Here is a 23,730-nt window from a genome sequence, read left to right as displayed (position 1 = left end):
AGGCGTTCAAGCGCAGATCACTCGGCAGCTACCGGCTGGGCCCGCACGCGCGACTGACGCTCCCGCTTGAGCAACTCGGCCACCAGAAAGGCGGTTTCGATGGACTGCTCGGCATTCAGGCGCGGGTCACACTGGGTGTGGTACCGGTCCCGCAGGCCCTCATCCGTGATGGCACGTGCGCCGCCGGTGCATTCCGTCACATCCTTGCCGGTCATCTCCAGATGCACACCGCCGGGGATGGTGCCCTCAGCCGCATGGACATCGAAGAAGGCCCGGATTTCCTTCTGCACCTGATCGAAGGGACGGGTCTTGTAGCCGGAAGCCGCCTTGATGGTGTTGCCATGCATGGGATCGCAGGACCACACCACGGTACGCCCTTCCTTCTGCACCGCCCGCACCAGCGCCGGCAGATGCTCACCCACCTTGTCAGCGCCGAAACGCGCAATCAGGGTGATGCGCCCGGCCTCATTGTCCGGCTGGAGAATATCCAGCAGACGGATCAGGCCATCGGGCGAGAGCGAGGGGCCGCACTTAATGCCGATGGGGTTATGAATGCCGCGGAAGAATTCCACATGGGCATGGTCGGGCTGGCGGGTACGATCCCCGATCCACAGCATGTGGCCGGAAGTGTCGTACCAGTCACCCGATGTGGAATCCACCCGCGTCAGGGCCTGCTCATAACCCAGCAGCAGCGCTTCATGGCTGGTGAAGAAATCCGTAGAGCTGAGATCGGGGTTGCTCTTCGGATCAATTCCGCAAGCACGCATGAAGTCCAGCGCCTCGGTGATGCGGTTCGCCAGTTCCTGATACCGGGAAGACTGGGGCGAATCCTTCACGAAGCCCAGCATCCAGCTATGCGCCTTGCCGAGATTGGCATAGCCGCCAGTTGCGAAGGCGCGCAGCAGGTTCAGCGTGGCGGCGGACTGGCGATAAGCCTCAATCTGCCGGCGCGGATCAGGCACGCGGGCGGCATCGGTGAAGCCGATATCATTGACAATATCACCACGATAGCTGGGCAGCGTCACGCCATCCATCGTCTCCGTATCAGACGAACGGGGCTTGGCGAACTGGCCAGCAATGCGGCCCACCTTCACCACCGGCGAGCCACCGGCAAAGGTGAGCACAACCGACATCTGAAGAAAGACGCGGAAGAAATCGCGGATATTGTCTGCGGAGTGCTCGTCAAAGCTCTCGGCGCAATCACCGCCCTGCAACAGGAAGGCCTCGCCACGGGCCACGCGGGCCAGCTCCGCTTTCAGCTTGCGGGCTTCGCCTGCAAACACGAGCGGGGGGTAGGAGGCCAGCTTGGCCTCAACATCCGCGAGCAGGGCCTTGTCTGGATAATCTGGCATCTGGAGGCCGGGATACGACCGCCAGCTCTCCGGACGCCAGCCTTCGGCGCGGCGGGAAACCGGGGCGCCAGAAACAGGTGCGGAGTGAGGGCGGGTCACCATTTGACTCTCCATAATCATCTGACCGGGACAGCTTAATCTGCCTCGGGCCGGCATTGGCGTTCCTCTTGTGTTCATCCAGCCAGCGACGGGCTTATACACGAACAAGATGGCATTCCAAAGGAAGAAGCGACCAACTTGTGCCGCAAATGCGTGAAAGCCTTGCCTGCCCGCCCTTTGTGGCTACATTTTTCCCTGTCTTTCCTTCGTCAACACCTTCGCCTATGTCAGCCCTTCAGGTGGCGTGGCGGGCTCCTCTCCCGCGATCGCGCCCCCTCTCCCTCTCGTGTCTGTTGCGGGACACACCTGCCCTTACGAGTCCCACATGGCAAAACCAAAGGTTGCAACATCCCAAAGGGATGGAGCCTTTCTCCCCTTCCCGGAATTCGTGGCGCTCATCGCCCTGATGATGGGCCTGACGGCCTTCTCCATTGACAATCTGCTGCCGGCCTTTCCGCAAATGCGAGATCATTTCGGGCTGGAAAACGCGAATGACGTTCAAATCACCATCTACGCCTATCTGATCGGCTTTGGCGCGGCGCAGATCATCTATGGCCCACTTTCAGATGTGTATGGCCGCCGCCCCCTGCTGGCTGCGGGCCTGGCCATTTATGTGGCGGGCGGGCTTCTGGCCCTGTTCACCGATGATTTCTTCTGGCTCATCGTGGCCCGTGTCGTGCAAGGTATCGGCTCGGCTTCCCCGCGCGTGCTCTCCGTCGCCATTGTGCGGGATCGGTTTGCGGGGCGGGATATGGCGCGCATCATGTCCTTTGCGATGATGGTGTTTCTCACCGTGCCCATCATTGCCCCGGCTCTGGGCAGCCTGGCGCTGGCTTTCGGGCCCTGGCACCTTATCTTCATCTTCATGCTGGTGCTGGCGCTTGTATTGTGGGCCTGGTTTGGCCTGCGCATGCCGGAAACACTACATCCAGAGTATCGTCAGCCCCTGTCGGCCCGCGCCATTCTGGAGGGGATTCGCCTCACGCTCAGCAACCGGCGGGCGGCAGGATATTCCACGGCCATTGGCTTCATGGTGGCCTGTCTGATGACGTATGTGGGCACTTCCGCGCAATTGTTCGAGGATGTGTACCATCTCGGCCACTGGTTTCCCGCAGTGTTTGCGCTGGTGGCCGGGGTGATGGCAGTGGCCTCCTTCACCAATGCCATGCTGGTACGGCGCATCGGCATGCGCCGGCTCTCTCATGGCGGGCTGGTGGGCTTCATCTTCATGGCGGCGCTCATGGCCCTTGTCGCCCTGATCTGGGAAGGACGCCCGCCCCTGCTGCTGTTTGTGGGCCTTGTGGCGCTGACACAATTTCTGTTCTCGCTCACCGCGCCCAATTTCAACTCCATGGCCATGGAGCCGCTGGGGACGATTGCAGGCACGGCCTCCTCTTTTATCGGCTGCTACACCACGCTCATGTCTGCCGTCCTCGCCCTGTTTGCAGGACAGGCATTTGATGGCACGGTTCTGCCCCTGAGCCTGTCTTATCTGGTGATGGGGCTGGCCGCGCTGCTGGCCGCCCTGTGGGCTGAAAACTGGCGACTGTTCGGCCATCAGGACTGAAGAGCCCGGCGCAGAAACAAGGGCGGGTGGCACAATGCCATCCGCCCTTTTTCATGCTCTGAACACAGCGCCTCAGGCGGCTTCAGCCCGCCTTGGTCCGCATGGTCACCAGTTCCTCGGCGGCGGTAGGATGCACCGCAATCGTGCGGTCGAAATCCGCCTTGGTCGCGCCCATACCCAATGCAATGGCGGCAAGCTGGATCATCTCGCCCGCGGCCTCGCCGATAATGTGGCAGCCCAGCACCCGGTTCGTCTCGGCATCCACCACCAGCTTCATGAACATGCGGGTCTGGCTGCCGGAAAGCGTGGCTTTGAGCGGGCGGAAAGCGGATTTGTAGATATCCAGCTTGTGGCCCTTCCTGCGCGCCTCTTCTTCCGTCAGGCCCACCGTGCCCACCTCCGGCTCGGTGAAGACAGCAGTGGCGATCAGGCTGTGATCGACCACCCAGGGGGCGTTGCCAAACACCGTATCGGCAAAGGCATGGCCTTCGCGAATGGCGACAGGTGTCAGATTCACCCGGTTGGTGGCATCCCCCACCGCATAGATGGAGGGCACGGAAGAGCGGGAATTTTCATCCACCACCACAGCGCCCACCTTGTCGAGCGCAACGCCGGCTTCTTCCAGCCCCAGATCCTGCGTATTGGGCGTGCGGCCAATGGCGAGCAGCACCTCATCCACCTCGATCACATGGCCATCGGTGAAGGTGACGCGCTTGCTGCCGGATGCCTCCCCCGAAACGGCCTCGATGCTGCTCAGGCCCTTTTCCTTCACCATCTGGATGCCCGAGGCTTCCACTGCTTCCAGAATGTGGGTGCGCACCTCTTCATCAAAGCCGCGCAGCACATGCCCGCTGCGCGAAACCAGATGAACCTCCGCCCCCAAGGCCCGCAGCATGAAGGCGAATTCCAGCCCAATATAGCCTGTGCCCTGAATGAGAATACGCTTCGGGAAATCCGGCAGATCAAAAATCTCGTTGGAGGTGATGGCCAGTTCCCGGCCGGGAATGTCCGCCCCCAGCGACGGCCGCCCCCCCGTGGCGATGAGGATATATTTGGCCGAGATTTCCTCACCCGTGGACACGATGCGCACGCTGTTGGGGCCTGTCACCACCGCACGGGAAGCCACCTGCTCCACCCCCGCCGCTCCGGCATTGCGCTTGTAGATGCCTTCGAGGCGGGTGATTTCCTTATCCTTCGCGGCCACCAGAGCCGACCAGTCAAAGGCGGCCTCGCCCACACGCCAGCCAAAGCCGGCCATCTCCTCCAGCTCATGCGCATAGCGGGCGGCATAGACGAACAGCTTCTTGGGCACGCAGCCCCGAATGACACAGGTGCCACCTGTGCGGAACTCTTCCGCCATCATCACCCGCGCGCCATGCTGCGCCGCAATGCGCGCGGCGCGCACGCCCCCCGAACCGGCTCCGATGACGAACAGATCCACTTCCTTGCGCGACATCTGCCACTCCTTCCAGCTTTTGCAGCCGGCCCACCATCGTGATGCCCGGCCCGACCATGCCCATCCCTGCCGTGGTGATTGAAGGAGGGGCTGCACGACGTCAAGCCGCCATGGCCTGTGCGCACCTTCTGCCTGTCTTGCGCCACTCTGCCTTTCAGTGCTTCAAGGAAAGGCTATGATGAGGGAGGAACAATTGTTGAGAATGGCCCTTCTGCCATGATGGACACGGAAATCCCCCCCCACTGGCTGGGCGCAATGCCGCTGAATGACGGCACATGGCGCTTTGCCCTGCCGCCCATGCTGCGGGCGCGTATTCCGCGCAAAGGGCAGGTGTGCATCCTTGTTGTGGAAGATGCCGGCCCGGCGCCCCGGCTCACGCTGGAAGGACGCGGTGGGCGGGAGCTGGGCTATTGCGCCCTTTCCGGCGACGGGCCGTGCGCCGTGCTGCTGCCCAGCGGCACCAGACGAATCATCCTGTCGCCATCATCCGCGAAGACCGGCCCGGCGCCAAAGCTGGGCCATTACCCGCTGGACAAGGTGGGGCTGAAGCTACACGCCTTCCTGCATGGCAGTTTTGGCGAGCCTTCCGTGACACAGCGCTGGAAAGCAGCCGGAGCGGCGGCCCGGACCCTGCGCGGCGCGCTGATGGCGCTGGTGGAAGAGCGCAACCGCACCAGCCCTCAGGCCACAGCGGCCTATCAGCACTATCGTGATCGCTATGTGGAAGATTTTCTGCCGGTGCCGCCGGCGGATGCGGCGCCGCGCCTTTCCTTCTTCAGCGCGGCCGGAGATCTGCCTGTTGAAACGCTCGTGCTGTGCGCACAGGCTCTCAGCCGGCAGACGGACTGTTCCTTCGAGTGGGTTCTGGCCCTGCCGGCCCATCGCACAGGAGAACAGGAAAAAATCCGCACCCGACTTGGAACCGGGCTGGAGGCCCGGCTGGTCTGCGCGACGGCGTCTTCGCACACCAGCCAGCTACAGGCGGCTCTGGATGCGACACAAGGCGGGGTGGTGTGCCCCTTGAACCCGGCCGGCACCCCCACGCGCGATGCCGTGGCGATGCTGCGGGATGTCTTCGCCCGTCACCCGGAATGTGCTCTTGCCTATACGGATGAAGAGCTGCGCGATGCCGATGGCGCGCCGCTGCGCGGCCGTTTCAAGCCAGCCTTCAACCGCCATTTGCTGCATGCAACGGGCTATATTGGCGCGCTCACCGCTCTGTCGCGGGCAGACGCCCAGCACCTTGGCCTTGATGAGCAGATGGAAGACGCCAGCCTGTTCGATATGCTGCTGCGCCACACCCAGGCGCTGGACAGCGCACGGATCCGCCATGTGCCGCGCATTGCCTTCAGCGCGCCGGCAGGTGAAAACGCGGCACCCGGTTTTTCCCCACAACAGGGAGCCCATGCCGCCAGAGCGCTGGAGCAGGCGCTAGGCGTGCCGGTGGAACACAGCACGGATGGGCGCTTTCTGCGCCCGCTCTATCCGGTGCCGCAAGAGGCCCCGCTCGTCTCCATCGTGGTGCCCACGCGGGACAGGGCTGATCTGCTGGGCATGGCCCTGCGCACGCTGATCGACAAGACCATCTATCGACGGTTCGAGATCATCATCGTCGATAATGGCTCTGTGGAACCGGAAACCTTCGCCCTGTTTGACGCCATCTGCGCCGCATGGCCGCAAACGCAGGTGGTGCGCGATGATGGCGATTTCAACTATCCGCGCATCTGCAATGCTGGCGTTGCCGAGGCGAAGGGCGAGCTCATCTTACTGCTGAACAACGATATTGAGGTGATCGACGGCAACTGGCTCTCGGAAATGGTGGCGCTGGCCGCCCTGCCCCGCACCGGCGTGGTGGGCGCGAAGCTGCTTTATCCTGACCATAGCGTGCAGCATGCAGGCGTGATTGTGGGGCTGTTCCGCTATGCCGGCCACTGGTTCGCCCACAGCCCCGAACAGGCCGAAGGTTATGAAGGCCGGCTGCTGGTGCGGCAGAATCTCTCCGCCGTCACCGGGGCCTGCCTGCTCATCCGCCGGGATGTGTGGGAGAAGACCGGCCCGCTGGATGCCGAACGCTTCGCCGAGGATTGCAACGATATTGATCTGTGCCTGCGCGCCCGCCGGGCCGGCTTCGATGTGGTGTTCACCCCCCATACCGGGCTGCTCCACCATGAATCCGTCTCACGCGGGAAAAAACGTTCCAAAGCGCACCGTGAGCGCCTGAAGGCCCAGCGTGCCCGCATGGAAGAGGCCTGGGGCACCTCCACCTTCGTAGACCCGCACTACAACCCCAACCTTGCCCGCAAGAGCCTGTTCGCCACACTGGCGGAACAGCCCGAAGGCCCGCGCGATCCGCGCACGGACGCCATATAGCAGCCTTTCGGCCCCCATGAAAAAAGCCGCTCTTCCACGAGAAAGAGCGGCTTTTTCTTACATACGCCCAGCCTGTGCTGGATCAGGCTTCAGATATCGAAGCCTTTTTTCTTCATTTCCGCGCGCACACGTTCCACGGCTTCAACATTCATGGTCGCGCCCCAGATCTGAATGGACCGGATCGCGTCCTGCACGATAGCCGGGCGATCCGCCACCATCTTCATGCCCACGGGCGAGTTGTAGAAATCCAGTGCTTCCTGCAACTCGGCTTCCGTGAAGCGCGCGGCATAGATCTTGGCCAGCAGCTCAAGCAGCTCGCTCTTGCGCTCCTCGAATTCCGGGCGCACGGCAACCGCCGCATCGCGCAGCTGCTGGGCCAGATCCGGGTTGGTCTGAAGGAAGGACAGCGCCGCGCCATCCACGATATTGCCAATCACGCCATCAAAGGCGCGTGCCTCACCATTGGCAATGACGATATCCTTGGCCAGAGCCAGTTGCTTTGCGGTAGGTTCCGCTGCGGCCTGCTGCGCCTGAGCCAGCGTCGTCCCCAGCGGGCTGCCCCCCAGCAGAGCCACGGACAGCAGCGCGGCAGAAAAGAGACCGGAAGCCCGGCGCACGCGATGGAATGAGGGCATCCTATCCTCCAGAAAACTGTTGTTCACTTGTCGCCTTCCAGAACCACCACCCCGGAGGGGCCGGCCAGAATGGCGCGCCGGGCCATGCCGATGAACAGGCCGTGCTCGACCACGCCGGGCACCTCGGCCACAGCCGTCGCCAACCGGGCCGGATCGGGAATGGCCCCCAGATGGGCATCCAGAATGAGATGCTGCTGATCGGTGACGAAAGGATGGCCATCCGCATCACGGCGCATGGTCAACTCGCCAGCACAGCCCGCAGCAGCAATGGCCTGCTTCAGATTATGAGCGATGCTCTTCACGCCAAAATCCACCACCTCGATGGGCAGGGGGAAACACCCCAGCACGTCCACCTTCTTGGTATCATCGGCGATGACGATCATTTCCTTCGCGGCGCGCGCCACAATCTTCTCGCGCAGCAGCGCACCGCCACCGCCCTTCACCAGTGCAAGGCCGGGGCCGATCTCATCTGCGCCATCCACGCACAGATCCAGCTCGCCCAGCTCATCCAGCGTGGCGATTGGCACGCCCAGCTCAACGGCCTGCGCCAAAGTCTGCTCGGAGGTGGGCACACCCACCACATTGAGGCCGCCATGCACCTTCTCGGCCAGCAGATCCACAAAATGCCGGGCGGTGGAGCCGGTGCCGAGGCCGAGGCGCATGCCATCTTTCACATATTCGAGAGCACGGGCGGCGGCGAGGCGCTTGAAGTCTTCGGCTGGGGCCATTAGCTGTTTCCATCTGTCGGCGGCGGCAGGGTATGGCGGACCAATCTGGCCCATCGCCGCCCTGACGGCGCAATGCGCAACGAAAACCTGCTCCCCATGGTGCAGGCCCGCCCCCGCTCTCAAGAGCAGCGGCTCTGGCCTGCTCTAGCGCTGATCCCGCCAGCCGACAAGCAGAACACGCGCTCTTGTTCAGAACTGTTCCGGATTAAAGCCAGCTCACCAGCTCCATATGAGGCGTTCGGTCGGGCGCGCAGGGCGGCTTTTCAGCGAGCCTGCGGCGTGCATTGCAGACGCGATTCCACATCTCCCGACGCGTTCAGAAAATCGTGCACATAACAAATGCTCATCTCGCCGGAGCTGTGGTTCACACGGAAGATGCCGGTTTCCCCGCCATAATTGGTGGCGACCAGCCCATAATCCCCCGGCTTTTGCGCCCCCGCGCCTTCGCCCAGCGGGAAACAGCGCGTCACCCCCAGATCACTGCCCTGAGGACGCTCAAACTGGCAGGCCGACATTTCTCCCGTCAGACGGTTTACGCCATAGACACGATTCGCATCCGTGGAAGGCGGTGTCGCAAACAGGAAGCCCGCCTGCTGCCCTTGTGCCTGCGCCGGAGATGCGATGGAAACGCCAAGGCAGACCAGCCCCATGCTGAGGACCCCACCCATGGCGATGGCGCGCCCGCACCCTCTTCCACATCCACGCCCGGCGGGCCATTTCCCGCCCACCTGAAAACGGCAGGTTTTGGCAATCAGATGGCGCATGATCATCTCCACACCTCATCCGGGCCGGGCGCAACGCTGATGCGGCTCACCCGTCCGCGATGCTGGCCACTTTCTGCCCAAGCCTTTATGCCATTGCATGACAATCGCCGCCAGAGTCACCGAGGAGCGCATTCATGACTACAACCCCGCCGCCTGTCATTGCCTTCGATCTTGATGGCACACTGGTGGATACGGCCCCGGACCTGCTCAATGCGCTGGATGCCGTGCTTGAGCCGCTGGGCATCGCGCCTTCAGACCGGGCCGTGGCGCGCAGCTATATTGGCGGCGGTGCACGCCTGATGATTGAACGCGCCCTGACCAGCGCTGGCCATACCCCGGAAGACAGCCAGCTCCGCGAACTGAACCAGCATTTCCTGGAACATTATGCCGCCCATATCGCCGTTGGGTCTCGCCCCTATCCCGGCACGGTGGCAACATTGGAAAGCCTCGCGGCACAGGGCGCGCAACTGGCCGTGTGCACCAACAAGAAAGAACATCTCGCGCGCACCTTGCTCGACCAGTTGGACCTCACCCGCCATTTCCGTGTCATCACCGGGGGCGACACCTATGCGCAACCCAAGCCGGACCCGCTGCCCCTCACCCGCTCCGTGGAACTGGCCGGCGGCACCCTGCAACGCGCCGTGATGGTGGGAGACAGCCGCACCGACATCGCCGTGGCGCGGGCCTGCGCTGTTCCCGTCATTGCCGTTTCTTTCGGCTATACGGAGATTCCGCCGGAAGAATTGGGCGCCGACCATCTGATTCATCACTATGAAGAGCTGGAAAACGCACTGAGCGCCCTGCTGCCAAGCTTGCAGGACGCTTGAGCGAAAAAGCCGCAACATATTGTGGCGGAAGGGCTTTTTCAGCTTCCGCCACAGCAGGCCAAAAGTGAGGCTGTGGATATCTCCCCAGAATGACACAAGCAGACAACAGCTGCTTGACATCCAGAGCCCCCCATCTTAAACAGCAGACCTCGCCGACGGCGCGAGGGCGATTAGCTCAGCGGGAGAGCACTCCCTTCACACGGGAGGGGTCACTGGTTCAATCCCAGTATCGCCCACCATTTCCAAAGTTGGAAATGGTTCAATTTATTTATCACTTCTAATTTCAGACAAATCCTCACTCCGGCTTCCGAAGTGGGATATTATTGTCCATCTCTGGAAGAACCGGGGATACCCTCTGATATGCGTTACTCGCAATCAGAATGCGCGAACTATCGCCACCCTTCGAGCCTGCACCCAAAGCCGCACTCACCCTAGCGGCGCTTGAAGATCTGCCCTACCGCCCCATCTACCCTCAAACCATCATTTCCACACGGTTTCGGCCCCTGGCCTTCGCAAGATAGAGCCCATTGTCGGCCCGGCGCAGAATATCATCAAAATCCGCATCTTCCGGGCGGTACATGGACAGGCCGGCAGAAATGGTCAGCGACAGAATATTCGCCCCATCCTGATATGGCTCGCTCTCAACAGCCTTGCGCAAGCGCTCGATAAAAGACATCGCGCCTTGCCTGTTCACACCTCTTAGCAACACCACAAACTCTTCACCACCACAACGGGCGATCATGTCCCTGCGGCGCGCCTCGCCGCTGAACAACTGCGCCAGATGGGTGAGCGCCTTATCGCCCACATCATGACCGTAGCTGTCATTGATAACCTTGAAGTGGTCCACATCCAGAATGGCCACACCCAAGCCGCCCCCATCTCCACGCGCTTCCCGAAAGGCCGCATTACCACTTTCCACCAACGCCCGGCGATTGGGCAGGCTGGTAAGATAATCCGTCGTGGCCGCCCTTTCGAGCTGGCGACGCAGATCATCCGTACACATCAGCACAAAAGCTGTCGTGCCTGTCACCGGCAGAAGAGAGAGAACAAAGGGTGTCAGAAGATTCAGAAAATCCGCATGGGTTTCGATGGCGATTTGTTCTGAAAAATAGGTAGTAACATAATAAAAACAACGCAGCGTTCCATATGTAGCTGCCATAAACAGCAACACCAGAAGCATCTTCCTGCTGTTTGATGAGTCTTTCTGACCATTCCGCACAAGAACCAAAAGACACAAAACAATAATAGAGAACTTCACAAACCAGGCCAGGAGCATCCGCATACCAAAATGCGGATAAAGCTCAGAAAAGCAGAAAATGGCCAAGACGCCCAACACAGCCGGCAGAAACTGGCTTCGGAGGCATGGGCGATTATAGAAACGCTGCAAGGCACAGAGATAAAAAGTCAGCCCAAACATCATGAAGCCATTGGCAGACATCAGCATCAATGTGCGGGGCATATATCCACTTGTGATATAAGAGGCGCAGCCTATGGCCAGCATCACGGTGCCAATTTGCCAGTCGCGCACCGCAGCACGCAGACGACCGGACAAATCTCCATAGATCACGCTCAGAACCGCGCCATTTGCGAGGATTAGAAACGTTACCGCCGCAAATAATGTGCGCGGATCTATCCAGACCATTGCCCCTCCCCGCTCCGCCTTGCTCTGCCCGCATCTGGCAACCGGACACATGCCAGCCTGAAACAAACCTCGTCCCCGGAGCCCTCAAGGGCTCCTGCCGTCTGATGACACGATGTCAAAAAGATAGTCGGCTCAAGAAAATCCATCTACCGCGTACGACATCCAAAGACACGGTAAGCTCTGGGTGAAGAAGGCCAGTCCCCATTCTTCCTGCCCGAAAACCTACTGCGCATTCATCTGGATTTATTGTGCTTTCACGTCACAATCCAGTTCTGAATGCCCTCGCCCACCTTGTTTTTCAAAGGCATTTCACTCCCGGCCCTCTTTTTTGCCTTCATGTCATGCAGATGCCCAACAGATAGCCTTCCCTTGGGGAATACCCGATGCCAGATGTAGCAGAATGTGAAAAAGGACGGATACAAAAAACAGATACAAAAGAGAAAAGACACTATCCCACACGGGCGGTGGAGCAGGCAGAAACGCACCGCCACATTTCTCATCCGCAGCGCTCATGTGCTTTCATGCGGCATGGCACAGGCCCGTGCCTCTCCAGCCAACCCGCAGATAATTATATTGAAAAAGTATTTTTGCATGTAAAATATTACAAGACATACTCTTCGCCAACGCGCCTGACATCTCGTAATATTCACGCCAGACGAAAGGACTGAAAGCGAGATATGTCATCATGAAGGGGCGCTCTCTTTTCGCTATCATGGCCGCTGGAACCACGCTGGCTTTTGGCATGCCCTCCCCCGCGAACACTGCTCCGGTGCGGGCCGAGACAGGAATTGTGGCGGCGAAGATCCCCGCCGGCATCTATGAGCTGGACCCAACCCACGCTGCCCTGCTCTGGTCCTATCGCCATAACAGAATTTCCAACTATATCGGCCGTTTTGAAAACATATCCGGCACGCTGAAGCTGGACCCCCACCATATTTCACGGTCGTCCATCACCTTCACGGCAGATCCGTCTTCTGTTCAGGTGGCTTATCCGACAGATTATAAAAAGGCCCATCCAGGCAGCCCCTATGCCAGCTGGCAGGAAGAATTGGCGCGCAGCCCGCAGTTTCTGAACAGCGACACATTTCCGAAGATCACCTTCACCTCAACCGAGGTTTCAACAACCAGCCCGACCACGGCCCGGATTATTGGCGACCTGACCTTTCTGGGGGTTACCAAGCCCATCACCCTGAATGCCACCTTTGAAGGCGCGCTTGAAAGCCACCCCTTCATGAAAGGCCCGGCTGTCGGCTTCTCGGCCATCGGCACCTTCAGGCGCAGCGATTTCGGGCTGAGTATCGACCTTGTCGGCGATGAGGTGACCATCCATTTTGATGGCGAATTCGTGCAACATCCAGACAATGCGCCGGAAGGCAAATACGCCCCCCCCCCAGCCCTGCAACCTGCAACAAAAAACCCCGGCGTCACGCCGGGGTTTTCCGTTTCAGCGCATGATGCGGCAGATCAGCCCGCCAGGGCCTTGTTCAGAATCTCGTTCAGGCGCTCACTGTCGGGCGCCAGATCGGGAGAAAGACGGGCAATGACATTACCTTCGCGATCCAGCACAAACTTCTCGAAGTTCCACAGCACATCCGTGTCATTGGCCGAATGAATATCGAACCCGGCCAGACGCTCACGCATGGCCGTGGTGTTTTCGGCCTTGGGCTGAGCAGCGATCAGCGCATCATAGAGCGCATGACGGTCTTCCCCCACCACCGAGATTTTCGAGAACATGGGGAAGGTGACCCCATAATTGGTGGAGCAGAAGCTGGAAATCTCCGCTTCACTGCCTGGCTCCTGACCTTTGAAATTATTGGCCGGAAAGCCCAGAATCTCCAAGCCTTCACCGTGCCTGGCTTCATAAAGCTTCTGTAGCCCTTCATATTGGGGCGTGAGGCCGCACTTGGAAGCCACGTTCACGATCAGCAGCACCTTGCCGCGATAATCGCCAAGGGTGGCCGGTGTACCATCAATGCGCGTGAGGGGAATATCATACAGGGAATTCGCCACGGTTCTGCCTCCTCGGGGCCGATTCAGTCCGCGCCTTCTGCGGGCGGCCCATCCTGCACTGATGCTGTTTCAGTCGCCAGCCTTGCAAGGCGCTCTCACGCGCCCCACGCTTGTTTTTGAACAGATGCCGAAGCGCACCACAAAGAAACAAGCTGCCATGCGGGAGACGATCTGGTTTTAGCCCGGATCACAGTTTAGAAGTCCTCTAATCTTTTCCATTCAAACGGTGCCGCTGCCATGCGCAAAATCAAGCTGGCCCTGTGGGGTTTTCTGCTGCTTCTCTCCCTGTTGTGGTTGTGGGCAGACCCTGCCGTGCTTGAGGCTTCCGGCTATTTTCCCCTGCGCGGATTTGCCGTCCAATATACCGGCATCCTCGCCATTGGGGCGATGAGTCTGGGTATGATGCTGGCTCTGCGCCCACTCTGGCCCGAGCGCCGGCTGGGCGGGCTGGACAAGATGTATCGCCTGCATAAATGGCTGGGCATCACCGCTCTGGTAGCCGCCATCATTCACTGGATATGGGCACAGGGCACCAAATGGGCTGTGGGCTGGGGCTGGCTGGTGCGCCCGCCACGCGGGGCCCGTCCGCCGATCGAGAACCCGGTGGAAGCTGCCCTTTCCACATGGCGCGGCACAGCGGAAAGCTGGGGTGAGTGGACATTTTATGCCGTGCTGGTGCTGCTCACCCTCGCACTGGTAAAATGGTTCCCCTACCGCCTGTTCTACAAAACCCACCGTCTGCTGGCTGCGGCGTATCTGGTGCTGGTGTTCCACACTGTGGTGCTGATGAAATTCGCCTACTGGACCACGCCTATCGGCTGGGTCATGGCGCTGCTGATGGCGGGGGGCACATATGCGGCTGTCATCACCCTGTTGCGGCGGGTTGGAAGCAACCGGCAGGTGGAAGGCAAGATTGTTTCGCTCACGCCCTTTCCGGGCGTGAAGGCACTGGAGAGCGTGGTTCATCTCCCGGAAGGATGGCCGGGGCACAAGCCGGGGCAATTCGCCTTCGCCCTTTCAGACAGTAGCGAGGGTGCACACCCCTACACCATCGCCTCAAGCTGGAATAATGCCGAGCGTTGCATCACCTTCATTACCAAGGGGCTTGGCGATCACACCGACCGCCTGCCTGAAAAGCTGCATGTGGGGCAGAAGGTGCGGATAGAAGGCCCGTATGGCTGCTTCACCTTTGATGATAACCGCCCACGACAGATCTGGATTGGCGCGGGCATCGGCATCACACCCTTCATCGCCCGCATGAAGCATATGGCCATGCAGGCCCATGCACCGGACTGGCCCGCCGGACAGCAGATTGACCTGTTCCACACCACCAGCGATGTGGATGAAGCTGGCCTGAAACGGCTGGAGGAAGATGCGCGCAAGGCCAATGTGCGGCTGCACCTTCTTATCAGCAGTCGGGATGGGCGTTTGAACGGAGAGAAAATCCGCGCCCAAGTGCCGCAGTGGCAGGAAGCCAGCCTGTGGTTCTGCGGGCCTGCGGGCTTCGGCGCCACCCTGCGGCAGGATTTCGCCGCCCATGGCCTGCCGGTGGAACAGCGTTTTCATCAGGAATTGTTCGAGATGCGCTGAAAGCACTCCCGATCTTTTCGCCTATCTTTTGCGCCAGTCGATGGAAAGCCTCTGCATTTTGCGCCGCAAGGCAGAGCCTTCCATCTGAATGGCGCGGGCCATCTGGGCCAGATTGCCATTGCTGCGCCGGAGCTGCGCGATGAGATATTCACGCTCGAACCGCTCCCGCGCCTCCCGCAGTGAAAGCATGAGAAGCTGCCCATCTGGCCGGGCTGAACCGGCGGCAGGCTCCGGGGAGAGCATATCCGCGCGGATGATGCTCTCCCCCGCCGCAGCGGCCGAAATCAGCATCTGTTCCACCATATTGCGCAACTGTCGCACATCACCCGGCCATGCTCGCGCCTGAAGCGCCTCGATTGTGCCCGGCATGATATGGCAGGCAGGAAGGCCGCTGCTGCGTGTGAGGCTCTTCATGAAGCCCGCCACAAGATCGGGAATATCCTCCCGCCGTTCATCCAGAGCCGGCAAACGCAGCAAATGTGGAGGCAGTCCGCGAAAGAGAAGGCTCTCTTTTGCCTTCTCTTTCGCACTGCTGGCCATCAGGCGCAGGGGCGCAGCTTCAGCCCGCCCGGAACCGGAGCACGGAAATGCCCCGGATTTCAGGACCTCCAGCACGCGCGTTTCTAGATGAGGAGACAACTCCGCAATATCATCCAGAAACAGGGTGCCGCCCTGCGCCCTGTCCAGCGCGCCAGAGAGTTTTCGCCCCTGCGCTGCATCTCTGCCGAAAAGCGCCTTCTCCTGCTGCTCACCATCCAGTTGCGCCAGCCTGCATGTGATGAAAGGGCCCGGCTGTCGATACGATGCCGCGTGCACCAGCCGTGCCACCAGTTCCCGCCCGGCCCCTTCAGGGCCATGCAGAAGCAGGGGCTCCCCATGGGCTGACGCCCGCCTCATCTGCACCCGCAGGGCCTGCATGGCCGAAGACTGCCCGACAAGCTGGGGCGCATGCGGTGCAAAGCGCTGCAAATGCTCCACGTCCCGTCGCAGATGCAAAGCCTCTTCAGCGCGCTCCACCATCAGTTGCAGATGCGCCGTATTGAAGGGCCGGCACATCACATCATATGCCCCCTGCCGCATGAAGCGTCGCGCCATCTGCGGATGGATGCACAAGGCCACCACTGGCGCGCGAGGCTGGACGGCAAGAATATGCGCGAGCAACGCTTCCTGCCCCTCCGCCCCATGCGGTTGCCCCAGAAACACCAGAGCAGGAGGCGCAGAAGCCAGCGTATGAAGCGCCTTTTGCGCATCAGGCATCACCCGCACAGGACGGCCCGCCTTCACCAGCAGGGCCGCCAGCAAATCCGCTTGATGAGCGTCTTCTTCCAGAATGAAAATATCCATATCGGCACATACAAAAGGCACTCAAACAGCATCGGCCCGCTGCCGTGCCAGCAGAAGAATGAACGGGCTATGCCACATCAATATTTGAAAAAATCGGCCACTCAGGCCCGGCAGATCTCAACCGCAGCCTGAAAGCACCTCCCCACGCCGGGGACAGACGGGGGGTTCATCTGGCAAGGCATCATGTTTCTCAAATGAAGGCATGGGGCATCCACATCTGCTGTATTTGCAAATGTTGATAATATTGAATGTAACATTCAATACTGAATTTCATTCAGCCCCTTCTGAACCCGCATCATAAGGGGAACAACTTCAGTTTTCTTCAAAACAAGACATCAGACATCGGAGAGCTGCATCTGTTCCGCCGGCATCACAGCCGCCAATTCCCGTAGCAGCCATTGCAGGCCGGCATCCTGCTCACCCTTGCGGTGCCAGATGGCGTCCACCGGGGCCACAAGAGGAGCGTAGGGCAGATCCAGCACCACCACCTCACCCCGTGCTTCCATCAGCCTGGCCAACCGCTCAGGCACGGTTGCCATCATGTCAGTCACGGCGAGAAGATGCGGCACAGCGGAATAATGCGGCAGGGACACCGCCACATGGCTCACCCCGCCATCATTCCCGCCCCCATTGCGCTCAATCACCAGACGGTCGATCCACACGCGCCGCCACACGCCGCGCTCATCCAGAAAACCATCCATGGCCGGCTCACCACTGCCGCTGAACTCCACCACCACGAAGGAGAAACCGAACAGGCAATCACGCGTCAGATTATCACGCAGGGTCAGCGGATGGCCGGGACGCACCACCACCGCCTCCCGATCCTGGAGAATGGGGGTGCGGCGCACATGCTCCGGCACATCGCTGAACCAGCCCAGAACCAGATCCAGCCGGCCCTCATCCAGATGGCGGATCACATCCGTACGGTTATAGGGAAACACCCGCAATTCAAGCTGGGGCGCAACGCGCACAAGGTGTTGAAGAAGCCGGGGCAGAATGATGGTGGTGCTGTAATCCGTCGCGGAAAGCCGGAAGGTGCGTGCAGTTTGCGAAGGTTCGAAAGCCGGGCTTTTCAGCGCCTCATCAATCCGCCCCAGCCCATCGCGAATGGCCGGAGCCAGTTCCAGCGCGCGCGGGGTGGGTGCCATGCCCTCATCGCCATAAACAAACAGCTCATCCCCCACCGCCTGCCGCAAACGAGACAGTGCATGGCTGATGGCAGAAGGCGTGACGCCAAATTCGCGCGCAACAGCGCTGACGCTGCCATATTGCAGAACCGCCTCAAAAACCCGGAACAGGTTCAGGTCCACCCGCTGTATCGACATCCACCCGTCCTGCGAAGCTGGTCTTGTGCAGGCCCATCATAGGGCAAAAGACACGCGCAAGTCCGCAACACTCTACGCGGACCGTTCAGCATGCAGACACCTTCATGGCGTCAACCCAGTGCAGCGCTGCGGGTTTCCACCCGAATGGCCCACGCCCCAATGGCGGCCACCGCCAGCAGCCCGGCGAACAGGGCCACGGCCATCGCCGTGCTCTGCACGAACAGATAGACCAAAAGCGAGGGCGCCAGCAGCCCCCCCAGCCGGGCCACCGCACCGGCCGCCCCCATGCCCGTGGCGCGCAGGGCTGTGGGGTAAAGCTCTGGCGTGAAGGCATAAAGCGCGCCCCAACTGCCCAGCAGGGCAAAACTCATCAGCAGCAGGGCCACGGCCACAAGCATCGGCGTGGCGGCGATGACGAACAGCAGACAGCCCAGCGCACTCAGCCACAAAAAGCCTGTGAGCGTGGCCCGCCGCCCCCATTTTTCCACCCCATAGGCAGCCAGCGCATAGCCCGGCAATTGAGCCAGCGCCACCAGAACAAGGAAGCCATAGCCCCGCACAAAGCCGAACCCTTCTGTCGCCAGCTTGGCCGGCATCCACACAAACACGCCGTAATAAGACATGGACACAAGAAACCAGATGCCCAGCATGAGCAGCGTGCGCCCGCGCAAGGCCGGTGAAAACAGGCTCTGCCCTTCGGCTGATGGCAGAGCTTCAAGCTGCACGCCCTCCAGCGCCGGCTTGCCATTCACCGTCAGCACCTTGTCAATGATGGCGCGGGCTTCCGGTTCACGCCCCCGTCGCAACAGATACATGGGGGATTCTGGAAGCATCAGGCGCAGAAACACCCCCACCACAGCTGGCAGCGCCGTGACGAAGAAGATGATACGCCATGTCTCGCTGAAACCAGCCGCACCGGCCGCCCAGGCCGTCAGCGCCACGACCACAGTGCCAATGGCCCAGAAGCCTTCCAGCATCACCAGCCAGCGCCCGCGACGGCTGGGGGGCAGAAATTCCGCCATCATGGCATAATCCACCGGCAGTGTACCGCCCACAGCCAGCCCGGTGAGGAAGCGCAGCACCATCAGACTCTGAAAATCCGGCGCGAAAGCGGAGGCCAGACCAAACACCGCATCCATCGCCACAGTGATGAGCAGGATGCGCCGACGGCCATAGCGATCCGCCAGCCGCCCGAACAGGGCTGCACCAATCAGCATACCCAGAAAAAACAGCGTGCCCGTCTGCAATGCTTGCGGCAAGGAGAGCGCGAAGGTGGCGGCGATTGAAGCCGCAGAAAAGCCCACAGCCAGAACCTGCATGGCATCGGCTGTCCACACCAGACCGAAAATGCCCAGCAAGCGCCGCTGGAAGGGGCCCGTACCCCCGGCCTCCAACGCGGCATCAAGAGTGGTTGTCCGTGACATAGCTGCTCTCGCCCCCTGCCCCATATCCCCTTTTGCGGTAGGGGCAAATGCGGCATTTGTCGAGCGATTCCAGCCCTTGCGCGAGGACATTTGAACGTCTCGAACATCCGCGCAGACACAACCCCGCGACACCTCCGCCTTCAACACATCTCATCGCAAAGCCGGAGATGTTTCAGACGAAAGCTGTCACCTGAACACGCCCTCCCAAGATCCCGGAAAATTCGACCTCCCGCACATCAGCGAGCAGGCGCGCCCTCAAGCGAAGGCTGTACCGAAGCTGTATTGGGTCGCGGAGGCAATATGCTCTCCAGCCTTTCCCTCACATAAGGAAAGAAGGGGTTGGAAGACATGCGCACCAGCATATCCGTATTCACCACAAGCGCCCCATATTCCCCACGGGCGGCCATATTGCCCAGCCGCACGCCGAAATCATCATCAGGGTCCGGCTCCAGCCCGTACAGGCCATCGCTCAGCGGAAAGGGCAGCGCCACATGGGAGAGCGAGTACACATCCCGCGGATAGACCAGCCCCAGCGCCTGCGGCTCTTCCTGCGCGCTGCCGGCAGGGGTGATGCGCACCTCGGTCTTGTAGCTCTGCGGATCAATATTCGTCACCACCGCTGTGCGAAACGGGCGCGGCGCGGGCGGCAGCAGGCGGGCGACGGCGGTCTCCGCCCGCGCATTCAGCAATTGCTCGAACTGGGTGTTACGGTTGATATCGAACAGCACCAGCTCACTGCCATTGTCGTCCAGATGAGTATGGAGCGCCTCAATCACCGCCCGCGTGCTCACCGTGTGATCCAGCACCGACTGAAAGGTGAGAACAGGCGCCAGCCCGGCCAGACGCCCGGCCCGCAAATGGCGCTGGATATTGCCCTGAAGCGCCTGAGTGAGCAAATAGGACTGGCGCGCCGCATTCACCGGAAACGAATTATATTTGAAGGGGTTAAACTCCGGCAGAATATTCAGCCATGCCGATTTGGCAAAGGCCGGAAAAATGGCCGGCCAACCAGCAATGCCGGAAAAGCGGGCAAAGCGCGTGATGCCCACCATGGGCGAAAGCAACACAATCTTGCTGGGGGCCACCAGCGCCGGGGCATCCAGTGCATCCAGCGCATGCATCAGCGCCAGCGCCCCACCATTGGAATAGCCGACAATGTGAACCGGCTTGTCTGGCCCCGCAATCCGCCGCGCCTCGCGCATGGCCAGCCGGGTGGCCGCGCGCCAGTCGTCAAATACCGCCGCTGTCAGCCCGCCCGGCACGGTGCCATGGCCTGGCAGGCGCAGGGCAATGGCGTGGAAGCCATGTTCTGCATAAAGGTGCGCCAGATGACGAAGGCTGTAGGGTGAATCCGTCAGCCCATGCAGAAACACAGCAGCGCCCTGCACTTCACCCTGTGGCACGACCTCAAAGGTACGGTTGAAATCCTGCGCAAAATGGCCGGGATAGACCGGGCTTTGCGCAGAGTAACGGTCATATCCGGCGCGATCGCGAGCGGGCAGCTTGTCCGTCACATTGCGGCGGATATCAACGAACAGACGATCTTCAGCGGCGCGATAGGCGGCAAGGTCCGCCTTGTCCATCTCCGCGGGGCTCATCTCCTGTGGCACAAATGTGTGCCAGGGCTGAAGAGGAGCCCCCCGCCAGGCGTCCACCGCGCGCACGCCCACAATGGTGAACAGCACGATGCACAGCCCCACAACCACACGGCGCACCCAACGCCACAGCCAGCCGATCATCCCCTCGCCCCCAAACCCGACGCCCTGAAAGGCGGAAAAAGGCTGCGCCTTCGATGAGACACAGCCTTCAGGATACGGCCCTTGACGCTCAGCCGGCCAGTTCGCGGCCACGGCGGGCCGCTGCGGCGATGGCTTCCGTCAGCAATGGGCCGAAGCCCTTTTTCTCATCCATCAGCACGGCCAGGGCAGCGGCCGTCGTGCCGCCCGGAGAGGTGACATTCTTGCGCAATGTGGCTGCATCCAGATCGGATTCATCCAGAAGTGCGCCCGAGCCAGACACCGTTGCCCGCGCAATACGGGCGGAAAGATCCGCCGGCAGGCCAGCCGCCACACCGGCTGCCGCCATCGCCTCTGCCAGCAGGAAGATATAGGCCGGGCCAGAGCCGGAAACGCCGGTCACGGCGTCGATCAGCCCTTCATCCTCCAGCCATTCGGCAGTACCCACTGCACCCAGCAGAACCGTGGTGAGACTGCGCAATTCCGGCGAAACCGCGCCATTCGGCACAGCCACGCTCACCCCCCGCCCAATGGCTGCCGGGGTATTTGGCATCACCCGCACAATGGCGGTACCGGGTGCGAAATGGGCTTCCAGAAAGGCCAGAGAACGACCAGCCATGACAGACACTACCAGCGTGCCCGCCTGCGCCAGCCCGGCCACTGGGGGCAGAGCCTCGGGCGCGACTTGGGGCTTCACGGCAATAATCAGCACGGCCGGCGTTTCAATGCTCTCCTGCGGCGGGTTCACCCGCACGCCACGGGCAGCAAAAGCCTTCGCCCCCTCTTCCGGCAAATGCGGGTCCAACACAACCGCCTTGTCTGCGGGTAGGCCCAGCTTCAGCCAGCCATCCAGCATGGCTCCGCCCATCTTGCCTGCGCCCAGCAGCACCACCGGCCCGGAAAGCGTGTTCAGCGCCGTGTCATTCATCATCATTCACCTGGGTTCCGAGGAAGCTGTGCCGGCAGGAACGGACATTTCAGGAAGGGCCCAAAAGCCTCGGGACAGGAGCCTCGGGAGAAGAGCTCACGGCAGGGGCGCGCCAGAGATGTGGCATCCCCTTTCCCGAAACAGCCAACCTGAATGCTTCAGTCCTTCGGGCCACCGCCAGACATGACCGGACCACCCAAGACCGCACAGCAAAAATGTGACGGCGGCGCAGCGACAGGCTGCTCCCTCCGCCACGCGAAGCAAAGATGAACCCGGCCGGAACCCGCAACATGGCCAAGCCCTGCTGACACAAGTGGGGAGATCAGGCTTCACCCACCGTATCAAAAGCGGCGACTTCCATCGCCTCACGGGCGCTCTTGCCCGCCCACACCACAAACTGGAAAGCTGGATAGTAGCGTTCCACCGCATCCAGCGCCGCTTCCAGAATGGCATCGCACTGCGCACCGGAGGCCGTGGCCCCACCGGTCAGCACCAGCGCATGGCGGAACATGATAACGCCTTCCTGCGCCCACATGTCGAAATGGCCCAGCCACATCTGCTCATTGATGAGCGCCAGCAGCTTCAGCACCTCGCCTTGCCGGTTTTCCGGCACCTTGAAATCGAAGGCGCTGGCCAGATGCAGTGCTTCCAGCTCATCCATCCACTGGAAGGAGACGTGGCAATCCGTCCAGCGGGTGGCGAGGGAAAGCGTGATTTCATCTTCGCCGGACCGCTCGAACGACCAGTCCCGCACGGCGGCGAGATATTCGACGAGATCAACCGGGTTCGCCGGTGCTTCGACTTCGATGTCGATGTGAGACATGGCCTCGACCTCGCGGTTTGAGGAACCGAAATAAGGGCCGACACGCAGCCACGCCAAGGAGCCAGACAAGCGGGGCAGCCCTGATGCGCTACCTGTGGAAGACCCAAAAGCCCGACAGGCAACACCTGTCTGGCGAGGCTTCGCCCCGTCATATGCCGCATATGACGAACCGGCTCCGAATCGCCACCTGAAACAAATTATACCGGCAAACCGGCTTCTCCGGGTGACGCCCTGCTGACAGCCCACATGACAGTGGCTGCCAAGCCACACCCGACCTCAGACTTCCGGTGTCTGAGGGGCGGAAGGCGCATCCGCGCCCTCGTCAGCGCCGGCGACGCCCAGCTTGGCCTCAAGCACGGCGAGGCGGGCGGCGAGGCGCTCATTCTCCTCGCGCGCAGCGGCGGCCATGTCCTTCACGGCATCAAATTCCTCGCGCTTCACCAGATCCATATCGCGCAACAGGCGCTCAACCTGTGTGCGCATCACGGTTTCCGCCTCACGGCGCACACCCTGCGCCACACCGGCCGCATCATTCATGAGACGCGCCATTTCATCAAAAAGACGACCTGAAGTCTGGGTCATGGTCCACTCCATCGGCGCTCTGGGGTTTCGGCTACGAAACAGCGCCCTGTTCAAGAAGGCCGGCTCCGGCCCGGCGCGCGCATGCCCGCGCCATTCGGCTGCAAGATGGCGAGCCCGCGCACGGGATGCAAGCCAAGATGCTCAAGAGGCCGTGCACGGATCGCCGCATCCGGCCCCAGACATCAGAACAACTTGCCCAGACCCGGCGGCAGGGAAAGGCCGCCCGTGACAGACTGCATCTTCTCCTGCATCACCCGGTCGGATTTGGCGCGGGCGTCAGAAATGGCGGCGACAAGAAGATCTTCCAGAATTTCCACCTCATCCGGCTTCATCAGAGAGGGGTCAATCTTCACGGCCTTGCATTCGCCCTTGGCGGTCAGGCGCACCTGCACAAGCCCGGCACCGGAAGACCCGTCAACTTCGGTATTCTCCAGTTCCGCCTGCATCTGCTGCATGCGCTCCTGAAGCTCCTTCGCCTGCTTCATCATGCCCATCAGATCGCGCATGGCCTTAATGCTCCTTCATCTG

At 61.2% G+C, this 23,730-nt stretch carries 19 protein-coding genes, 1 tRNA gene and 1 pseudogene; 6 read left to right on the top strand and 15 right to left on the bottom strand.

Features of this window, described 5'->3' with window-relative positions:
* Positions 1-17 precede the first annotated feature (17 nt).
* Positions 18-1,454 (bottom strand): class II 3-deoxy-7-phosphoheptulonate synthase, encoded by a 1,437-nt coding sequence (locus ACT6QH_RS08535; RefSeq protein WP_444974394.1) that lies wholly within the window; start codon positions 1,452-1,454, stop codon positions 18-20.
* Between the two features lie 322 nt (positions 1,455-1,776).
* On the opposite strand from ACT6QH_RS08535, the gene ACT6QH_RS08530 reads away from it, so the two are divergent.
* Positions 1,777-3,018, top strand: coding sequence for a multidrug effflux MFS transporter (locus ACT6QH_RS08530; protein ID WP_444974393.1), 1,242 nt, complete (start codon positions 1,777-1,779; stop codon positions 3,016-3,018).
* 82 nt (positions 3,019-3,100) lie between these two features.
* Here ACT6QH_RS08530 and gor read toward each other — a convergent pair whose 3' ends face one another.
* On the bottom strand, positions 3,101-4,474 hold the full coding sequence (gene gor / locus ACT6QH_RS08525) for a glutathione-disulfide reductase (protein ID WP_444974392.1): 1,374 nt from the start codon (positions 4,472-4,474) through the stop codon (positions 3,101-3,103).
* Positions 4,475-4,690: 216 nt separating this feature from the next.
* Here gor and ACT6QH_RS08520 point away from each other — a divergent pair, with 216 nt between their 5' ends.
* Positions 4,691-6,844, top strand: a complete 2,154-nt coding sequence (locus tag ACT6QH_RS08520; RefSeq protein ID WP_444974391.1) for a glycosyltransferase family 2 protein — start codon at positions 4,691-4,693, stop codon at positions 6,842-6,844.
* 89 nt (positions 6,845-6,933) lie between these two features.
* Here the strand turns inward: ACT6QH_RS08520 and ACT6QH_RS08515 are convergent, their stop codons facing one another.
* The 3 genes from ACT6QH_RS08515 to ACT6QH_RS08505 form a co-directional block, all read right to left on the bottom strand.
* Entirely contained in the window at positions 6,934-7,479 is a 546-nt protein-coding gene (locus ACT6QH_RS08515; protein WP_444974390.1) for a DUF2059 domain-containing protein, read from the bottom strand.
* A 23-nt stretch (positions 7,480-7,502) separates the two neighbouring features.
* On the bottom strand, positions 7,503-8,207 hold the full coding sequence (gene rpiA / locus ACT6QH_RS08510) for a ribose-5-phosphate isomerase RpiA (RefSeq protein WP_444974389.1): 705 nt from the start codon (positions 8,205-8,207) through the stop codon (positions 7,503-7,505).
* 263 nt (positions 8,208-8,470) lie between these two features.
* Positions 8,471-8,971, bottom strand: coding sequence for a hypothetical protein (locus tag ACT6QH_RS08505; protein ID WP_444974388.1), 501 nt, complete (start codon positions 8,969-8,971; stop codon positions 8,471-8,473).
* Positions 8,972-9,105: 134 nt separating this feature from the next.
* Between ACT6QH_RS08505 and gph the strand changes: the two genes are divergently transcribed.
* Positions 9,106-9,798 carry a phosphoglycolate phosphatase gene (gene gph / locus ACT6QH_RS08500; protein WP_444974387.1) on the top strand — a complete coding sequence of 231 codons (693 nt, stop codon included), beginning with the start codon at positions 9,106-9,108 and terminating at the stop codon, positions 9,796-9,798.
* A gap of 164 nt (positions 9,799-9,962) precedes the next feature.
* Positions 9,963-10,037 (top strand) — tRNA-Val (locus ACT6QH_RS08495).
* Between the two features lie 233 nt (positions 10,038-10,270).
* On the opposite strand, the gene ACT6QH_RS08490 is transcribed toward ACT6QH_RS08495, so the two are convergent.
* Entirely contained in the window at positions 10,271-11,440 is a 1,170-nt protein-coding gene (locus ACT6QH_RS08490) for a GGDEF domain-containing protein (RefSeq protein WP_444974386.1), read from the bottom strand.
* Positions 11,441-12,125: 685 nt separating this feature from the next.
* Here ACT6QH_RS08490 and ACT6QH_RS08485 point away from each other — a divergent pair.
* Positions 12,126-12,773: pseudogene (locus tag ACT6QH_RS08485) on the top strand (YceI family protein); the annotation flags it as partial.
* Positions 12,774-12,904: 131 nt separating this feature from the next.
* Here the strand turns inward: ACT6QH_RS08485 and ACT6QH_RS08480 are convergent.
* Positions 12,905-13,450, bottom strand: a complete 546-nt coding sequence (locus ACT6QH_RS08480) for a glutathione peroxidase (protein ID WP_444974385.1) — start codon at positions 13,448-13,450, stop codon at positions 12,905-12,907.
* Positions 13,451-13,687: 237 nt separating this feature from the next.
* On the opposite strand from ACT6QH_RS08480, the gene ACT6QH_RS08475 reads away from it, so the two are divergent.
* A complete protein-coding gene (locus tag ACT6QH_RS08475) occupies positions 13,688-15,040 on the top strand; it encodes a ferredoxin reductase family protein (RefSeq protein WP_444974384.1) in 1,353 nt (450 codons plus the stop codon).
* Positions 15,041-15,061: 21 nt separating this feature from the next.
* Here the strand turns inward: ACT6QH_RS08475 and ACT6QH_RS08470 are convergent, their stop codons facing one another.
* From ACT6QH_RS08470 to ACT6QH_RS08435, 8 genes are all read right to left on the bottom strand, one after another.
* Positions 15,062-16,384: a sigma-54-dependent transcriptional regulator gene (locus tag ACT6QH_RS08470; protein ID WP_444974383.1), complete on the bottom strand. Its 1,323-nt coding sequence runs from the start codon at positions 16,382-16,384 to the stop codon at positions 15,062-15,064.
* 335 nt (positions 16,385-16,719) lie between these two features.
* Complete coding sequence (locus ACT6QH_RS08465; protein WP_444974382.1) at positions 16,720-17,709, bottom strand: LysR family transcriptional regulator; 990 nt, start codon at positions 17,707-17,709, stop codon at positions 16,720-16,722.
* Between the two features lie 110 nt (positions 17,710-17,819).
* On the bottom strand, positions 17,820-19,133 hold the full coding sequence (locus tag ACT6QH_RS08460) for an MFS transporter (RefSeq protein WP_444974381.1): 1,314 nt from the start codon (positions 19,131-19,133) through the stop codon (positions 17,820-17,822).
* 236 nt (positions 19,134-19,369) lie between these two features.
* Positions 19,370-20,872 carry an alpha/beta hydrolase gene (locus ACT6QH_RS08455; protein WP_444974380.1) on the bottom strand — a complete coding sequence of 501 codons (1,503 nt, stop codon included), beginning with the start codon at positions 20,870-20,872 and terminating at the stop codon, positions 19,370-19,372.
* 88 nt (positions 20,873-20,960) lie between these two features.
* Positions 20,961-21,803: a pyrroline-5-carboxylate reductase gene (gene proC / locus ACT6QH_RS08450; RefSeq protein ID WP_444974379.1), complete on the bottom strand. Its 843-nt coding sequence runs from the start codon at positions 21,801-21,803 to the stop codon at positions 20,961-20,963.
* Between the two features lie 316 nt (positions 21,804-22,119).
* A complete protein-coding gene (locus ACT6QH_RS08445; protein ID WP_444974378.1) occupies positions 22,120-22,620 on the bottom strand; it encodes a type III secretion system chaperone family protein in 501 nt (166 codons plus the stop codon).
* Between the two features lie 276 nt (positions 22,621-22,896).
* Positions 22,897-23,202 carry an accessory factor UbiK family protein gene (locus ACT6QH_RS08440; RefSeq protein WP_444974377.1) on the bottom strand — a complete coding sequence of 102 codons (306 nt, stop codon included), beginning with the start codon at positions 23,200-23,202 and terminating at the stop codon, positions 22,897-22,899.
* Positions 23,203-23,384: 182 nt separating this feature from the next.
* On the bottom strand, positions 23,385-23,708 hold the full coding sequence (locus ACT6QH_RS08435; RefSeq protein ID WP_444974376.1) for a YbaB/EbfC family nucleoid-associated protein: 324 nt from the start codon (positions 23,706-23,708) through the stop codon (positions 23,385-23,387).
* Between the last annotated feature and the right edge of the window lie 22 nt (positions 23,709-23,730).

The sequence above is a fragment of the Haloleucobacter albus genome (assembly GCF_052492075.1).
The sequence above is the reverse complement of the archived record's forward strand: the minus strand, read 5'-3'. Positions and strand labels throughout refer to the sequence as shown.

Excerpts from the sequence above, each read along its gene's own strand:
- ACT6QH_RS08470 (WP_444974383.1), bottom strand. The coding sequence starts at position 16,384 with ATGGATATTTTCATTCTGGAAGAAGACGCTCATCAAGCGGATTTGCTG.
- ACT6QH_RS08440 (WP_444974377.1), bottom strand. The coding sequence starts at position 23,202 with ATGACCCAGACTTCAGGTCGTCTTTTTGATGAAATGGCGCGTCTCATG.
- ACT6QH_RS08445 (WP_444974378.1), bottom strand. The coding sequence starts at position 22,620 with ATGTCTCACATCGACATCGAAGTCGAAGCACCGGCGAACCCGGTTGAT.
- gor (WP_444974392.1), bottom strand. The coding sequence starts at position 4,474 with ATGTCGCGCAAGGAAGTGGATCTGTTCGTCATCGGAGCCGGTTCGGGG.
- ACT6QH_RS08490 (WP_444974386.1), bottom strand. The coding sequence starts at position 11,440 with ATGGTCTGGATAGATCCGCGCACATTATTTGCGGCGGTAACGTTTCTA.
- ACT6QH_RS08460 (WP_444974381.1), bottom strand. The coding sequence starts at position 19,133 with ATGTCACGGACAACCACTCTTGATGCCGCGTTGGAGGCCGGGGGTACG.
- proC (WP_444974379.1), bottom strand. The coding sequence starts at position 21,803 with ATGATGATGAATGACACGGCGCTGAACACGCTTTCCGGGCCGGTGGTG.
- rpiA (WP_444974389.1), bottom strand. The coding sequence starts at position 8,207 with ATGGCCCCAGCCGAAGACTTCAAGCGCCTCGCCGCCGCCCGTGCTCTC.
- ACT6QH_RS08435 (WP_444974376.1), bottom strand. The coding sequence starts at position 23,708 with ATGCGCGATCTGATGGGCATGATGAAGCAGGCGAAGGAGCTTCAGGAG.
- ACT6QH_RS08505 (WP_444974388.1), bottom strand. The coding sequence starts at position 8,971 with ATGCGCCATCTGATTGCCAAAACCTGCCGTTTTCAGGTGGGCGGGAAA.
- ACT6QH_RS08535 (WP_444974394.1), bottom strand. The coding sequence starts at position 1,454 with ATGGTGACCCGCCCTCACTCCGCACCTGTTTCTGGCGCCCCGGTTTCC.
- ACT6QH_RS08465 (WP_444974382.1), bottom strand. The coding sequence starts at position 17,709 with ATGTCGATACAGCGGGTGGACCTGAACCTGTTCCGGGTTTTTGAGGCG.
- ACT6QH_RS08520 (WP_444974391.1), top strand. The coding sequence starts at position 4,691 with ATGATGGACACGGAAATCCCCCCCCACTGGCTGGGCGCAATGCCGCTG.
- ACT6QH_RS08475 (WP_444974384.1), top strand. The coding sequence starts at position 13,688 with ATGCGCAAAATCAAGCTGGCCCTGTGGGGTTTTCTGCTGCTTCTCTCC.
- ACT6QH_RS08530 (WP_444974393.1), top strand. The coding sequence starts at position 1,777 with ATGGCAAAACCAAAGGTTGCAACATCCCAAAGGGATGGAGCCTTTCTC.
- gph (WP_444974387.1), top strand. The coding sequence starts at position 9,106 with ATGACTACAACCCCGCCGCCTGTCATTGCCTTCGATCTTGATGGCACA.
- ACT6QH_RS08455 (WP_444974380.1), bottom strand. The coding sequence starts at position 20,872 with ATGATCGGCTGGCTGTGGCGTTGGGTGCGCCGTGTGGTTGTGGGGCTG.
- ACT6QH_RS08515 (WP_444974390.1), bottom strand. The coding sequence starts at position 7,479 with ATGCCCTCATTCCATCGCGTGCGCCGGGCTTCCGGTCTCTTTTCTGCC.